Raw genomic sequence first — 14,863 nt, forward strand, 5'->3', positions numbered from 1 at the left:
TTTTACAAGGGAATAAGAGGTTAACAATGGCCAAACTGACGATAAGCGACCTGCAGAAGATCAAAGAGAAACACAAGTCTACCTTTACGCTCAGAGAAGGCGGCTACAGGGCAAAAGTTACCGTACATATGGGCACATGCGGTATCGCTGCAGGTGCAAGGGCTATTATTAACACGCTTATGGCGGAAATAGAGAAAAGCGGCACGTCGGACATCATTGTCACAACTTCCGGATGTGCCGGGCTATGCAGCAGCGAGCCGATGGTCACTATAGATATACTCGGACATCCTCCTGTCAAATATAAGGCGCTGAACGAAGAAAAGATGCGGGAGATATTCAGGGAGCATATTCTGGGCGGAAATATCGTTGAGAAATACGCGCTTGTCATAGGAAGCGAAACAAGCTATTGAGTATAATTCGCCATCCCCCTTAATAAAGGGGGATACAGGGGGATGTTAAGATAAAACACACCCCTAACCCCTCTTTATTAGAGGGGAATATCCCCGATAGAGACACTCGGGGATGACAACTTGAATGTAGATGAGAATAATCAGGAGAGCATAGATGCAGAATTACAGGGCCAACATAATGATGTGCGCAGGAACGGGGTGCGTTGCCTGCAATGCCCTAAAGGTCAAAGATGCCCTTGTTAATGAACTCAACAAAAGGGGGCTGGAAAAAGAGATACAGATAGTCCTTACCGGCTGTAACGGCTTCTGCGCCAATGCGCCGATAATGTCTGTTCAGCCTGAGGGCATCTTTTATCAAAAACTCAAGATCGAAGATATCCCCGTGATAGTAGAGGAACACCTGCTTAAAGGCCGGCCTGTTGAGAAGCTCATGTACAAAGAGCCGGAAGCAAAGTCTGCTGTTCCGCTAATGCATGATATCCCCTTCTTCAAGCTCCAGGTGCTCAGGGCGCTTAGGAACAAAGGCATGATAGACCCTGAGAACATTGAAGATTACATTGCAAGGGACGGCTACCAGGGCACGGCAAAGGCGCTTCTCGAACTGACCCCCGAAGAGATAATAAAGATAATGAAAGACTCCGGGCTCAGAGGCAGGGGCGGAGCAGGTTTCCCCACAGGGCTCAAATGGGAGTTCTGTTCAAAGGTAATATCTGACACCAAATACATCCTTTGCAACGGAGATGAAGGCGACCCCGGAGCCTTCATGGACAGGAGCGTCATGGAGGCTGACCCTCATGTTGTGCTTGAGGGAATGATAATAGCCGGAAAAGCGATCGGCGCAACCAAGGGGTACATATATGTGAGAGCAGAATATCCCCTTGCCGTAAAAAGGCTTCAGTTAGCCATAGACCAGGCGAAAGAGGCCGGCCTTCTCGGAGAGAACATTCTCAACAGCGGATTCAGCCTTGACATAGAGATATACCTCGGCGCAGGCGCCTTTGTCTGCGGTGAAGAGACAGCGCTCATGCGTTCGCTTGAAGGCAAGCGCGGAATGCCGCGGCCCAGGCCGCCCTTCCCTGCTTTCAAAGGCCTATGGGATAAACCCACCGTTCTTAATAATGTCGAGACATATGCAAACGTCCCGCAGATAATCATAAACGGAGCCGACTGGTTCAAGCAGCTTGGCACGCCGAAGAGCACAGGCACAAAGGTCTTTGCGCTTACGGGAGCTATCAATAACATAGGGCTTATTGAAGTGCCCATGGGGATACCTTTGAGAACAGTCATATTTGATATAGGCGGCGGCATAAAAAAGGGAAGGAAGTATAAGGCGGTCCAGCTTGGGGGGCCGTCCGGCGGATGCATACCCGAAAGCCTGTTGGACACACCGGTCGACTATGAATCGATAAACGCCACAGGCGCGATAGTAGGCTCGGGCGGAATGGTCGTTATGGACGATACGAACTGCATGGTCAATGTCGCAAAGTTCTTTCTTGAGTTCACTGCTGATGAATCGTGCGGCAAGTGCCCTCCATGCAGGATAGGGACACGAGTGATGCTGGATAAACTGATAGACATCACTGAAGGACGGGGAAAAGAGAGCGACATCGAACTTCTACTTGACCTCTCACATGACATCATCAACACTTCACTCTGCGGGCTCGGGCAGACCGCTCCGAACCCGGTGCTCACGACCATAAAGTATTTCAAACATGAATATGAGTCACATATCATAGACGGCTGGTGCAAGTCAGGCGTCTGCAAAGAACTCTCAACATTTTATATTGATCCGGAGCTCTGCAAGGGCTGCGGCCTGTGCCTCAAGGCATGCCCGAGAGGCGCAATAACAGGCGAGAAGAAACAGCCTCACAAGGTAGATAACGATCTCTGTATAAAGTGCCGCTCATGTTATATGGCGTGCCCGCCAAAGTTCGGAGCGCTTAAGATAGGGCCTGGCAATATGTTTGCTCAAAGCAAAAAATAGAATATCGGCATTGAGGATCAGATGGTAAATATCACGATAAACGGCAAAAAACTTTCAGTGCAGGAAGGCACGACCATACTTGAGGCCGCCCTTCAGAACAAGATAGATATCCCGCATCTCTGCTATGACAAGCGCCTTGTGCCTTATGGCGCGTGCAGGCTCTGTGTCGTTGAGGTTGAGGGACAGATGAAACTTCTTGCCGCGTGCTCAACCCCGGTAACACCCAATATGTCAGTCAAGACCGAGACCCCGAAGCTGCTTAAGGCAAGACGGACGGTGCTTGAACTTTTACTCATACACCATCCCCTTGACTGCCCGGTCTGCGACAAGGCAGGTGAATGCAAGCTTCAGGACCTGGCATTTAAATACGGGGCTGCTGACAGCCGTTTCAAGGCAAAGAAAAAACATGACACGGCAGACACCGGAAGCCCTTTTGTCGAGAGAAACAGCAACAGGTGCGTGCTTTGCGGCAAATGCGTCAGGGTCTGCGGCGAACTTCAGGGAGTCGGCGCCATAAATATCATAGGCCGGGGATTTGAATCGAAGATCAGCCCCGCATTTGAGGAAAGGCTTGACTGTGAGTTCTGCGGCCAATGCATAGACGCATGCCCGGTCGGAGCCCTCGGAAGAAGGTCTTACAGGCACAGCGCCAGGGCATGGTTCCTTGAGTCTCACGATAATATCTGCCCTTACTGCGGCGTCGGGTGCACGGTCACGTACGACCTGAAAGAGGGAAAGATAATGAGGGCGAGGGGGATCGAAGACAAAGGCATCAACAAAGGCAACCTCTGCAGCAGAGGAAGGTTTGGCTACGATTTTATATATTCTGAAAAGCGCCTCGCGGTTCCGCTGATAAAAGAAGGCAGCGGCTTTAAAAAGGCCTCATGGGATGAGGCGCTGAAGTTCATAGCTGAAAGGATCCAGGTGATAAAGCATGCCCACGGAGCTGATTCTATAGGCGCTATCGGCTCTCCCAGATGCACTGTGGAAGACAACTATATGCTGCAGAAGTTCATGAAGAGCGTTAACAGCAGCAATAATATCGACTCTTCCGCAAGGTTCGGCTACGCAAAGATACTCGATGCCGTAGATATGGCATTCGGTTTAAAGAGCCTTCCTGTTGATCATGACTCGCCTCTGGGCAAAGAGGTTATACTTGTTATTGAATCTGACATTACATCCACCCACCCTGTCTGGGGACTTAACTTCCTGAAGGCGGAGCGGGAAGGGACAAATCTTATCGTTGCAGAGACACGGGAGACAAAGCTCACGCGCCACAGCAGCCGCTGGCTGAGGATAAAGCCCGGCACCGGCGTGGCGCTCCTGAACTGTATAATTAAAGTTGCGCTTGATGAAGGGCTTTATGATAAAGAGAGGGTATCAAAAGTTGAAGGCTTCTCTTTCCTTACAGAGACTGTAAATGATTATTCCCCGGCCGCAGTCTCAAGGATAACGGGGATAAGCGAAGATATACTCATCAAAACGGCAAGAGAATTCTTATCCGCTAAATCAAGGCTCATCAGCCTGACCCTTGGTGCATCAGAGAATACCAAAGGAATTGACACCGCGCTTGCCGCCGCAAACCTTATTATCCTGACCGGAGAAAAACCTTCCAGCCTTCAGATGCCTGCTGAATACTGCAATACCTTCGGTATGTGGGAGGCAGGCGTAAGGCCTGAAATACCGGGGAAGGACGCAACATCGATGTTATATAAGGAAGGGGCTGTCAAGGCATTATTTATCATGGGGGAGAACCCTGTTGTAACCTTCCCTGATTCGTCAACCGTTGAAAAGACGCTGACCGGCCTGGACTTTCTGGTAGTTCAAGACATAACGCTTACTGATACAGCTAAACTTGCCGATGTCGTGCTGCCCTCATCCGGCTGGGCTGAAAAAGACGGTACTTTTATCAATGCCGGAGGGATAGCCCAGAATGTAAAAAGGATCGTCAAGCCGTTTGGAAAATCCGTGGCTGACTGGCAGATACTAAAGAACCTTTCAAAGGCGATGGGCGCTGAAATAGGCATAAAAGATATCACAGTGCTTCAGGAAGAGATCAAGAACAGGAAACCTGAGGCAGGCCGATTGAAGCTGACGTTCAACCCTGTTACATATACCCCGGTCGGAGAATATGACACTGAATTCCCTCTCAGGATGATAACAGGCAACCTTATGCAGCATTCAGGCGCTCTCTCGGCAATGTCCAAAAACCAGGGCAACGCGATAGCGTCGGCATTCATTCAGGTCTGCAGGGCTGACGCGGAAAGATACAATATCAGAGACAACGGCTTTGTGAACTTATCATCAAAGAACGGCTCGGTGCTGGTGAAAGCCCAGATCTCAGAAGAAGTCCCTGAGGGCACGGTATTCGCGCCTGTCCACTTTCACCATGCGAGGATAAACAACCTTACATCTCTTTCTCCGGACGGCTCCTCTCCTATCTGCGCGGTAAAGATAAAAGCGGTTAACTGAACCTGCGGCCCATTGCGTGAAAGATATCACTTCTGTTTTTTCTTAAGATGAATTATCCGGTCGCGTTTCTGTTCTGAAAAGAATATATCTTTACCGTCTATCAGAATACCCTGGGGAGCATGCAGCCCTTCAACGATCGTCTCAAGCCTGCCGTTATGATATTTGAGCAGCCGCCCGGGATCGGCATCCTCACTGATCCACAGTGCGCCGTCATTATCTATCGCAAGCTGGTCGGGTTCATTAAGCCCCTGCAGAAGTATCCCCTTTTCACCGCCCTTTAGAAAAAGCACCTTGCCTGTTTTTGTTTCAGCAACATAGATCACTCCCTCATTATCAACTATGACCCCTTCAGGGTTATGCAGCTCCTCCAGCAGAACCGTTTTATCCCCTGAACTTGACAGCCTGATAAGCCTGCCGTCTTTTTTGTCTTCGGCAATGATCATCTCTTCATCGGAAATGACAGCTATGCCTTCAGGATTATCGAATTCGGCTATTGTCCTGTCTTTAAACGACTGAAGGTCATACTCAATGACCCTGCCGCTGCGCGACTCTTCAAGGATATATAACTTAAACCCTCTTGCGCGAAGCCCGTCCGGCCGGTTCAGCCCTTTCATGACAGATACCGCCTTGCCGTTGTTGTCTATCATTACCAGCTCGCCGTCAGGAAACTCCAGCTCAAGTGTGGCAAATAACAAACCGTCGGAAGTCTTTGCAAGATTGTCCACATCCTTCAGTCCTGAAGCATAGACCTCCCAGCTGTATCCTTCAGCAACCTTCATTATTTCATCAGGCGCTTTATTGGAATTCAAAGAACATGACAGAGATGCTCCGCTTAAAAGCAATAACACCTGCATAAATAAAAATATTCTATTCATAATGTTAAATATATTAACCGATTCAACATTTATAAATCAGTCTGCTGTAAATATCCCGTTGCTCGACAAAAGAGCCGGGATGCTTTAATCTCTATTTATAATGACAGGAGGCAATAACTATGGAAGGACTTCGCAGGGTCGATGATACAAAGTTAGAGATACCTCAGGGCTACAAAACAGGCATGAGGACAAAAGGCGTCATCTATGTGGACAGGGAGCTCGAAAAAACCCTTGATAAGGAATCAATCGAACAGGTCGCGAATGTGGCTTCCCTTCCCGGGATCGTCGGCGCGGCGCTTGCGATGCCTGACATACACCGGGGCTACGGCTTCACTATCGGAGGTGTCGCGGCATTCGACCTGAATGAAGGGATAATATCCCCTGGCGGCGTCGGCTACGACATAAATTGAGGCGTCCGGCTCCTTCGGAGTAACCTGCACAAAGACGAGGTTATTCCAAAGGCAAGAGGCCTCGTGGAGGTCTTGTTCAGGGACATACCGACAGGCGTAGGTTCAAAAGGCAAGCTCAAACTTAACTCAAAAGAGCATAGGAAGGTTCTGCTTCAAGGCGCGCAGTGGGTGGTTGAGCAGGGTTTCGGAAGCGGCGAAGACCTTGAGCATACAGAGTCAGGCGGATGTATGGAAGGCGCAGACCCGGATCTTGTAAGTGATAAGGCTTACGAGAGGGGAAGCTCGCAGTTAGGCACACTCGGCTCAGGCAATCACTTTGCAGAGATACAGTATGTTGATGAGATATTTGATGAGAGTGTCGCAAACAGCTTCGGCCTCTATAAAGATCAGATAACGGTCATGATACATACAGGCTCAAGAGGTTTCGGGCATCAGGTATGCACAGACTTTCTTAAGGTGATGCAGAAGGCCGCGCATAAATATAAGATAGACCTGCCTGACATAGAGCTTGCCTGCGCGCCGTACAGCAGCCCCGAGGCGAAAGAGTATCTTGCAGCGATGAAGGCTGCGGCAAACTATGCATGGGCGAACAGGCAGTATATTACGCACTGGGTAAGAGAGTCTTTCATGGAGGTGCTGGGCATCGGGCCGAACAAAGCAGGTATGAGCCTCTTATATGATGTCGCGCATAATATCGCAAAGGTCGAAGAGCATATCATTGACGGCAGAAAGATGAAGGTTGTCGTTCACCGCAAGGGCGCCACAAGGGCGTTTCCTCCGGGGCATTCTGAACTTCCTGACGCTTACAAAGAGACCGGCCAACCTGTTATAATTCCCGGTGACATGGGCAGGGCGTCATATGTCCTCATCGGAACTGAAACAGGCATGAGAGAATCATTCGGCTCCACATGTCACGGCGCAGGCAGAGTGCTATCGAGGCATCAGGCATTAAAGCAGGCAAGAGGCAGGTCTATAAGACAAGAGATGGAAGATGCAGGCGTGACCGTAAGATACACAGGCAGAGGCACACTCGCGGAAGAGATGCCTGAGGCGTATAAAGATATTTCCAATGTCGTTGATGTCGTGCATAGAGCAGGGCTTTCAAGAAAAGTCGCAAAGCTCAGGCCGCTCGGCGTGATAAAAGGATAAGATATTTTGAATAGTAATAATCTCAGAATCGGCAAGATCCCTTTCACCAACCTCTTTCCTGTCTTCTATTATCTGGAGAACGAATGCAGACGGCCTGAGTTCACATTCACCGAAGGCGTGCCTTCACAGCTCAATAAGATGCTCCGTGACGGAAAGATAGATGTAAGCCCTTCATCATCAATAGAGTATCTGAGGCATAAAGACACTTACTCAATAATCCCCTGGACATCAATAAGCGCGACAGGTTCTGTCGGAAGCATATTCCTTTTTTCACATTATGCATTGGAATCCCTTGAAGGGAAGAAGATATCCGTCTCCTCACACTCTGAGACCTCGGTCGTACTTTTAAAGATAATCATGAAGAAATTTTTATCACTGAACTGCACTTACACGGTCACTGAAGGCGTTTCTGCTGAAGAGAATCTTGAGAATGCTGATGCGACACTGCTTATCGGTGATGAGGCGATGAGAGAGGCGCAGGAGTTCACAGGAAATATATTCGATCTCGGAGGTTTATGGCACAAACATACAGGACTGCCGTTTGTATTCGCACTCTGGATAGCAAGGAAAGATTCGCTTATTGAGAAGAAAGAGCTTGTCAAAAAACTCTCCGAAGACCTTATCGCCGCAAAAAAGTATATTCCAAAGAACCTTTCCCTGCTTGCTGAAAAAGCGCCCATGAAAAAACTGCTGAGCGAAAAAGAACTGATAACCTACTGGAACGGGATATCATACGATTTTACAGACGAGCATCTTGAAGGGTTGATGCTCTTTGATAAGTACGCAAAGCAGTTATAACTCTTTCTGTCATTCCGGCTTGTCAGGAATCATTTCTTTTCTTCCCCACTTTGACAAAGGGGGGCAACGGGGGGATTTTATAATCATGCTCTTCTTTCCCGTCATTCCCGACTCCGATCGGGAATCCAGTCCTTAACTACATCACTAAATTTTATGATTGTATTTTTATTGTCACACTGATAAATTATCTTATTCTAGAAAATACGGCTGGCTGTATTTATTGTTAGGCATGAAAAAGAAATGACGGATATCACAAAAGAACACATTATAGAAAAAGTCAAGGAAATTGCCACTCGCCTCGGTGTTGAGGTTCTCAGGGTTCCAGATTTCGTGAGGGAATCAGGCATTCCAAAGTATCTCATTTACAGCATGTTTCCAGAGGGTGGATGGAGCACTGTTTTGGCAAAAGCGGGACTCAAGAGTGGTGGATCGGGATTTACATTAGAAGACGATGACCTTCTCAATGAATTCCATCGTGTTGTGACGGAGCTTGGCAAGATTCCTACGTGGCATCTCTTTCAAAGTCGAAGCAAGATTTCGGGCGATAATATTCGCAAACGTTTTGGGGGCACACAAGGAACTCTCAAAAGATATCGTTCTTGGTTAGAAGAAAACTGGCCTGACTCCCCCTTCCTTGAGCTGATGAGTACTATGTCAAGCAATGAACTCCCTGATCTTGCAGAAGAAACAACAAAGAAAACAGGAATAGCCCAAGTGTGGAACAAAACCACGGGGCCAGAATTCGGTGCACCAATTAGTTTTCGGGGTTTGACACATGCCCCAATTAATGAACAAGGTGTTGTGTACCTATTCGGGATGGTGAGTTATGAACTTGGATTTATTGTAGAAGCGATCCACCCTGCATTTCCAGATTGTGAGGCAAAGCGATGCGTAGACTCCAAAAAGAAGCGGTGGCAACGGGTGCGAATTGAATTTGAGTATGTGAGCAGCAATTTCCGACAGCATGGGCATGATCCCCAGCAATGCGACCTTATTGTGTGCTGGGAACATAATTGGCAAGAGTGTCCACTTGAAGTCCTTGAGCTTCGTACTATTTTGAAGACTTTGAGAAATGATGAAAATACCCAACACAGCTCTGAACCATACCGTTGATTCGCAGCGGATCAACGTCCAGTTAGAGCAATCGTTAGCAATAAGATGGAACAGTCATGAAAATCACCCATTGAAAGCCACTCTCTCAAAAGCCAATATTAATCCATAGCGCAAAAGAGAGTTTTTTTTGTACTTCCATGTCTTCAGTAATATTTGATCGCCACACACAGAGTAGAAAGAGATTGATTATATGGCATCGCAATATGCGATACCATCACATAAACATCTTGGCTGATCCCGTATAAAGAAAAACCAATTTAGTTTTTATTTTGTGCTTGTAACATTTACAGCTAATTAATATAATTATTTACATTCAGAAAATCACACTCAGAAATATATTAACTATTAGAACTCAATGATATGAAAACAATTCAATTAATACTTTATTTCTTTCTCGCCGTTATTTTCATTGTCTCATTGATTATGAGTGACATTAAGTCAGACTATATGTGGTTTGCACGTTGTGGCGCATTGATAACAGTTATACCGATACTAATATCTATAATGGATTTTTATTCGGATAGGGCTGCTATTTATTATGCTAAACATAACTATGCCGTGTTTGCACCAGCCAATGTGGAAGAGTTAGCTAACAAATATTGGCCAATCAAAGTTATCATTAACGCTATAATCACTATTATTGGCACCATCATTTGGGGTTTTGGTGATCTTCTGGGTAAATGGCTCTAACAGACCTTTCACCAAGACGCAGAAAGAAAACAAAATGAATATCGCAATAACAAAAACCATAATCTTCCTTGTAATATCAAACGCATTCATGACGTTTGCCTGGTACGCGCATCTCAGGAATCTCAGCGACAGAACATGGATCATTGCCGCGCTTGCAAGCTGGGGCATCGCTTTTTTTGAATACATGTTCCAGGTCCCTGCCAACCGGATCGGCTACACAGTGATGTCCCTGCCGCAGTTGAAGATCATGCAGGAGGTCATCACCCTTGCTGTCTTCGTCCCTTTCTCACTGATCTACATGAGGCAGGCATTGTCATGGAATTATCTATGGGCATCTCTCTGCATGGCAGGCGCGATATTCTTCATCTTTAGAGGGCAGGGAAGTTAGACTTAGGCTGGTTGTTGCACTGCAATTATCTAAAACGCATAAGTAAGATTCAGCATCCCGACCCAGATCTCTGTCGTGCTTCCGGGGAAAGAGACCAGTGCTGAACCGAACTGCTTTGAGTCGCTCTCATCAAGTTCTATAAGTGAACCGCTGATCCCGGCATAGAAGCTCATCCTGTCGGTTATGCTCGTTGCCAGCCCGACTCCTCCGTCAATGCATGTTCCCTTTGTATCAAAATCAATCCCTGGGTAAGCGCTGTATTCAACTCTGCCTGAGGGATGAAGCGAATATGCTATCCTGCTGTCCAAAGCCCATTTGCCTATTCTTCTTCCGAAACCGGCTCCAAGGCTTGTGCGCCAGAGGTTCAGCTTCTCAGTGCCGCTTGCCTGCAACGGTGTGCCTGTAAAAACAAAATCATCCCTCTTGAACCTGAGGATGTCCATTCCTTGAGCAGCAAACGCCCTGTAATAATAATCGCCAAAGTCATTCTTGTATCCTAACCTGGCCTCATAGAACTGGCCGAAGAACCTTATGTCATTGCTCTGTGACTGCGCGCCCTTGTCCTCCCATCTCTCATCATTATAAAAACCTGTCCCCCAGTCGATGACAAAACCCGTGAATAAGTGCGGATTGCTTTTTAATGTGTACTCTCCTGATACGCCGTAAAATAGTACATTCTCATTCGATTCCGACATGCCCTCTTCCTTGTGGCTGAGAGCGCCGTAACCGGCGTGTGTGCCAACGCCGAAATTGCCGGCGTATGAAGATGTTGAGAAGATCAAGAAAAGTGAGAAAGACAAAAACAGTAACAGATATTTATTTCTTGCCGATGACAGACTCATGTATAATTCTCCCCTGATAAGTATTTAACGCGCTCTTTAATGCTGCATCCTCTGTAATGGCTCTCTCTATCCCCATGTCCGCAAGCAGCTTCACATATTCGATCGTCTTGCTTGTGAGCGCCTGAGTGGATGTCCTCGGATACGCGCCCGGCATGTTGGCAACGGCATAATGTATGACCCCGTCAATAGTATAAACCGGATCGGTATGAGTTGTGGGCCTTGTCGTCTCAGCGCAACCGCCCTGATCAACCGCCACATCTACAATGACAGAACCCTTCTTCATTTTTGAAACAAGTTCTTTTGATATCAATTTAGGCGCCTTTGCTCCTGTGACAAGGACAGCGCCGATAACTACGTCAGCTTCCATGACTTCGGCTCTTATATTTTCGTCAGTAGAAAGAAGTGTTCTTACCCTGCCCCCAAATATTTTTTTGATCTCATCAAGTTTAGCAGAGCTTTTATTGATAATCGTAATCTCCGCGCCCATGCCGTATGCGACCTTTAGCGCGCTCATGCCAACATTGCCTGCGCCAAGTATAAGCACCTTTGCAGACTGCGCGCCTTCGACACTCGACATAAGAACGCCCTCTCCGCCGTGTACCTTCTGCAGAAAGTTGGCAGCCATGACAGGCGCCATCTTGCCTGCTATCTCACTCATAGGTTTTAACAAGGGCAATCCGCCGTCAGCCTCGAGCGTTTCATATGCCAATCCGGTTATCTTGCTGCTCAGGAGAAAATCTATCAGGCCGGGGTTCGGGGCGAGATGAAGGTATGTAAAGAGAGCCTGCCCTTGGCGAAAGAGGTCATATTCCGAAGCCAGAGGTTCCTTTACCTTCAGGATAAGGTCCGCATCATTAAAGAGTTCCGGCTTGCCGGCCATCACAGCCCCAGCCTTCTCATATTCAATATCAGAGAAACCGCTGCCCTCTCCGGCAGACCTCTCGATGAGTATATGATGCCCGCTATTTTTCAGCCCGCTGACGCCTGAGGGTGTTATCGCCACCCTGTGCTCTTCTTCCTTTATCTCTTTTGGAACGCCTATTATCATGGAGAAATAATATCTGAAACTTCTGGTGTTATCAACTATTGGCTCTAATACCATACCTTGTCATTCCGGCGGCTCCGTCCAGCCTAATGTTGGCTTGTCCGGAATCATCTTGCTTGCAGACTCCCGATACCCAAAGGGCACAGGCAAGCGGGAGTGACAGTCATGGTGTATGATATTAATTCTTTCCGAAAATATAATCAGCCTGCTCAGGAGTGAGCGCGCCGCTCAGGTCATTGACAAGTTTACGGGCAAGGGCAAGTCCCTGCTCAATATCATCTCCGGCTATCGGGATATCAAGACGGACAAGCAGCCCTGTGTTCTTCTTATCAAAGAGAGAGAAGAAAAGCTGCTTCATCTTCTGCTCCGCCCAGTTGGTTACAACCTTCTTGTCTATTGAGATCCAGTAAATGATCAGGGTCTTCTCTCCTTTGCTGCGGTGCTCTGCAAAAAAAGTGTTTGCGTTGATCATTCGGCATGAGGCATTTAATTCGGTATCATCCATTTCTTTGACCTTGTAGCCGGAACTTCTGAAACATCCGTTAGGATAGTGAAAGTCCCTTGCATTAATGATCATAAAAAGAAGATCCTTTTTCTCCTTGTCAGTATACCTGTATGCAAGAGCCTCACTTATAAATTCATATCCCGCACCCTGCAGGTTTATCCTGAACTTCTCAGACAGATCAACTCCTTTCCAGCCTGCAAATGCATCCGGCATTACAAGGCCTGGGATAAATCTTGAGCCTTTGTATTCGGCCTGCTTAGGCACGGCAAAGCTGTAGACAGCTGCTGCTGATAACAGAACTGCCGCTATAAGGATCTTCGCATTCTTATTCATCATCAGCCTTTTCAGGCTTACACCTGTTGAGCATCATCTCAACATATATGAGCCCTAATATAGTGATCATGAATATAATGACACCGCTGAAAATATGAAAAAAGCCCCGGCCTGCTTCTTCACCGAAATAAAAGGTTATAAGGCAAAGTGTGATGACACGGATAAGGTTGCCGGTCAGCGCGAGAGGAGTAATTATCGCGGCAAGTATTATTTTCTTGAATAACCCCGCCCTTATTAAATATATATAGACAAATGAAAGAGAGAGCATGGCGATGAGAGAGCGGAAACCGCTGCATGCAGAAGCCATATACAAATCCTTATACCCGATCGAAAGTAGCAGCCCTTCCCTTTTTATCGGATAATTGAAGAAGCCCAGAATACCTTCAACAGCAAATGATACTCCGTATCTCATGGGAAGCGTGATGCTGTCAAGGATGCCAGCGGGCGGCGGTACGAGAAACAGGAGGTACAATATGGGAAATGATAAAGCTTTGGCAATCTTGCTTCCGTAAAGATAACCTGTCAAACCGAATAGAACAGGAACAAGCGAGAAGATGAAGATGAGGTCATAGCCCCTTCGCCACCCGAAGATAAAAATCATTACCCCGACAAGAAGCAGAAAAAAACTTACGAATATTCCGGCAGCGCTCTCTTTCTCTTCTTGAAGCAGTTTGTTAAGGGCTTCTCGTTTTTGCCAGGCAAGATAAAGGGATATTGGAAGAATGAAATAGATATGGGAGTAATCCTCTAACGCCCAGTTGGTCTTGCCAAAATACAGGTTATGAAATACAGGGGCATACAGGACGGCTGCTAAAATCCAAATTAAAGAGTTAATCATTTCTTATTCTCGCCTCCTCTGTAAAAAGGCAAGAATAAAAAAACTAATCGAAATCAGGAAATATTTTTACGCTTACCTCTTTGCCGTCATCAAGTTTCTGAACCGCTGAAAGAATGCCTCCCTCAATATACGAAAGGTTAAAGCTCCCGAACCCGTCGATTACAAGGCTCTTCGCGTCAGAAGGGCATCCATTTTCACAGCCTGCAACACCCCTGATCATCCTCGGGATGAGCTGCTCAATATCAAGCGCGGAGAGGTCCACCCCGTGCTTCGAGCCGAAATCAATAATATCTTTGGCATCTTTAACCGCATTGAACTTAAACGGATTCTCTACATCTACAGAAAAAGACTGCTTCCCGATACTTACATCTATCTCCATATGAGACCTCCGGTTTATTTATCTTTTCGTTTTTTTGCTGTTTTCTCTTCCAGATAATTCTGGAGTTCCCTGAGCGCCAGCGCCCTGTGGCTGATAACATTCTTTTCATCATCAGCCATCTCTGCGAATGTCCGGTCATGGCCTTCAGGAAAGAAGAGAGGATCATATCCGAAACCATTGTGACCCCTATTCTCTCTGCCGAGCCTGCCTTTGATGTATCCGGTGAATGTATGAACCTCTCCATTGTGAGCAAGTGCGATACAGCAGACAAACCTGGCGCCGCGCTTTTCGTCGGGAATATCTTTAAGCTCATCAAGAAGCTTTCTGTTATTGGCTGTGTCATCCGCCGGCTCCCCTGCGTAGCGTGCTGAATAAACACCCGGCGCGCCGCCGAGCGCGTCAACCTCAAGCCCTGAATCATCGGCTATGGCAGCCATCCCTGTTTTTGCGGCTATGAACTCCGCTTTTTTCAGAGCATTCGCCTCAAATGTGTCGCCGTCTTCAACTACATCTCCATACTCGGGGAAATCATCAAGCGTATATATCCGCGAATCCGGATCCGCCCGGTTCAGGATATTCTTCATCTCACGGATCTTCTTCCTGTTTTTTGTGGCTAAGACAAAATCCATAAC

At 47.2% G+C, this 14,863-nt stretch carries 14 protein-coding genes and 1 pseudogene; 8 read left to right on the forward strand and 7 right to left on the reverse strand.

The annotated features are described in order from the left end of the window. Nucleotides 1-26: 26 nt before the first annotated feature. The 3 genes from HY807_03150 to nuoG all read left to right on the forward strand — a co-directional run bounded on the left by HY807_03150 (nucleotide 27) and on the right by nuoG (nucleotide 4,866). Nucleotides 27-410: a (2Fe-2S) ferredoxin domain-containing protein gene (locus HY807_03150; GenBank protein MBI4825405.1), complete on the forward strand. Its 384-nt coding sequence runs from the start codon at nucleotides 27-29 to the stop codon at nucleotides 408-410. 154 nt (nucleotides 411-564) lie between these two features. Then, nucleotides 565-2,394 carry an NADH-quinone oxidoreductase subunit NuoF gene (gene nuoF / locus HY807_03155; GenBank protein ID MBI4825406.1) on the forward strand — a complete coding sequence of 610 codons (1,830 nt, stop codon included), beginning with the start codon at nucleotides 565-567 and terminating at the stop codon, nucleotides 2,392-2,394. Nucleotides 2,395-2,415: 21 nt separating this feature from the next. Further along, nucleotides 2,416-4,866: an NADH-quinone oxidoreductase subunit NuoG gene (gene nuoG, locus HY807_03160; GenBank protein MBI4825407.1), complete on the forward strand. Its 2,451-nt coding sequence runs from the start codon at nucleotides 2,416-2,418 to the stop codon at nucleotides 4,864-4,866. A gap of 26 nt (nucleotides 4,867-4,892) precedes the next feature. Here the strand turns inward: nuoG and HY807_03165 are convergent, their stop codons facing one another. Beyond that, nucleotides 4,893-5,708 (reverse strand): hypothetical protein, encoded by an 816-nt coding sequence (locus HY807_03165; protein ID MBI4825408.1) that lies wholly within the window; start codon nucleotides 5,706-5,708, stop codon nucleotides 4,893-4,895. A 152-nt stretch (nucleotides 5,709-5,860) separates the two neighbouring features. Here HY807_03165 and HY807_03170 point away from each other — a divergent pair. The 5 genes and pseudogenes from HY807_03170 (at nucleotide 5,861) to HY807_03190 (ending at nucleotide 10,289) form a co-directional block, all read left to right on the forward strand. Next, nucleotides 5,861-7,300 (forward strand): annotated as a pseudogene (locus HY807_03170) (RtcB family protein). Between the two features lie 6 nt (nucleotides 7,301-7,306). Further along, entirely contained in the window at nucleotides 7,307-8,098 is a 792-nt protein-coding gene (locus HY807_03175) for a menaquinone biosynthesis protein (GenBank protein ID MBI4825409.1), read from the forward strand. Between the two features lie 240 nt (nucleotides 8,099-8,338). Continuing rightward, nucleotides 8,339-9,211 (forward strand): hypothetical protein, encoded by an 873-nt coding sequence (locus HY807_03180; GenBank protein ID MBI4825410.1) that lies wholly within the window; start codon nucleotides 8,339-8,341, stop codon nucleotides 9,209-9,211. Between the two features lie 360 nt (nucleotides 9,212-9,571). Next, a complete protein-coding gene (locus HY807_03185) occupies nucleotides 9,572-9,901 on the forward strand; it encodes a hypothetical protein (protein ID MBI4825411.1) in 330 nt (109 codons plus the stop codon). A 34-nt stretch (nucleotides 9,902-9,935) separates the two neighbouring features. Continuing rightward, a complete protein-coding gene (locus HY807_03190; GenBank protein ID MBI4825412.1) occupies nucleotides 9,936-10,289 on the forward strand; it encodes a DMT family protein in 354 nt (117 codons plus the stop codon). A 29-nt stretch (nucleotides 10,290-10,318) separates the two neighbouring features. On the opposite strand, the gene HY807_03195 is transcribed toward HY807_03190, so the two are convergent. The 6 genes from HY807_03195 to HY807_03220 form a co-directional block, all read right to left on the reverse strand. Further along, complete coding sequence (locus tag HY807_03195) at nucleotides 10,319-11,131, reverse strand: hypothetical protein (protein MBI4825413.1); 813 nt, start codon at nucleotides 11,129-11,131, stop codon at nucleotides 10,319-10,321. After that, nucleotides 11,106-12,179 (reverse strand): alanine dehydrogenase, encoded by a 1,074-nt coding sequence (gene ald / locus HY807_03200; protein ID MBI4825414.1) that lies wholly within the window; start codon nucleotides 12,177-12,179, stop codon nucleotides 11,106-11,108. The genes HY807_03195 and ald overlap by 26 nt, the downstream gene beginning before the upstream one ends. Before the next feature lie 175 nt (nucleotides 12,180-12,354). After that, the gene (gene epsI / locus HY807_03205) at nucleotides 12,355-13,017 is read right to left on the reverse strand and encodes an EpsI family protein (GenBank protein MBI4825415.1); all 663 of its coding nucleotides are present in this window, start codon (nucleotides 13,015-13,017) and stop codon (nucleotides 12,355-12,357) included. Beyond that, nucleotides 13,007-13,852 carry an exosortase gene (gene xrt / locus HY807_03210; GenBank protein MBI4825416.1) on the reverse strand — a complete coding sequence of 282 codons (846 nt, stop codon included), beginning with the start codon at nucleotides 13,850-13,852 and terminating at the stop codon, nucleotides 13,007-13,009. Before xrt ends, epsI begins: the two co-directional genes overlap by 11 nt. Nucleotides 13,853-13,895: 43 nt before the next feature. Beyond that, nucleotides 13,896-14,231: a hypothetical protein gene (locus tag HY807_03215; protein MBI4825417.1), complete on the reverse strand. Its 336-nt coding sequence runs from the start codon at nucleotides 14,229-14,231 to the stop codon at nucleotides 13,896-13,898. Between the two features lie 14 nt (nucleotides 14,232-14,245). Then, complete coding sequence (locus tag HY807_03220; GenBank protein ID MBI4825418.1) at nucleotides 14,246-14,860, reverse strand: XTP/dITP diphosphatase; 615 nt, start codon at nucleotides 14,858-14,860, stop codon at nucleotides 14,246-14,248. Nucleotides 14,861-14,863: the final 3 nt, after the last annotated feature.

The organism is Nitrospirota bacterium (genome assembly GCA_016207885.1).
Classification (GTDB): Bacteria; Nitrospirota; Thermodesulfovibrionia; order UBA6902; family UBA6902; genus JACQZG01.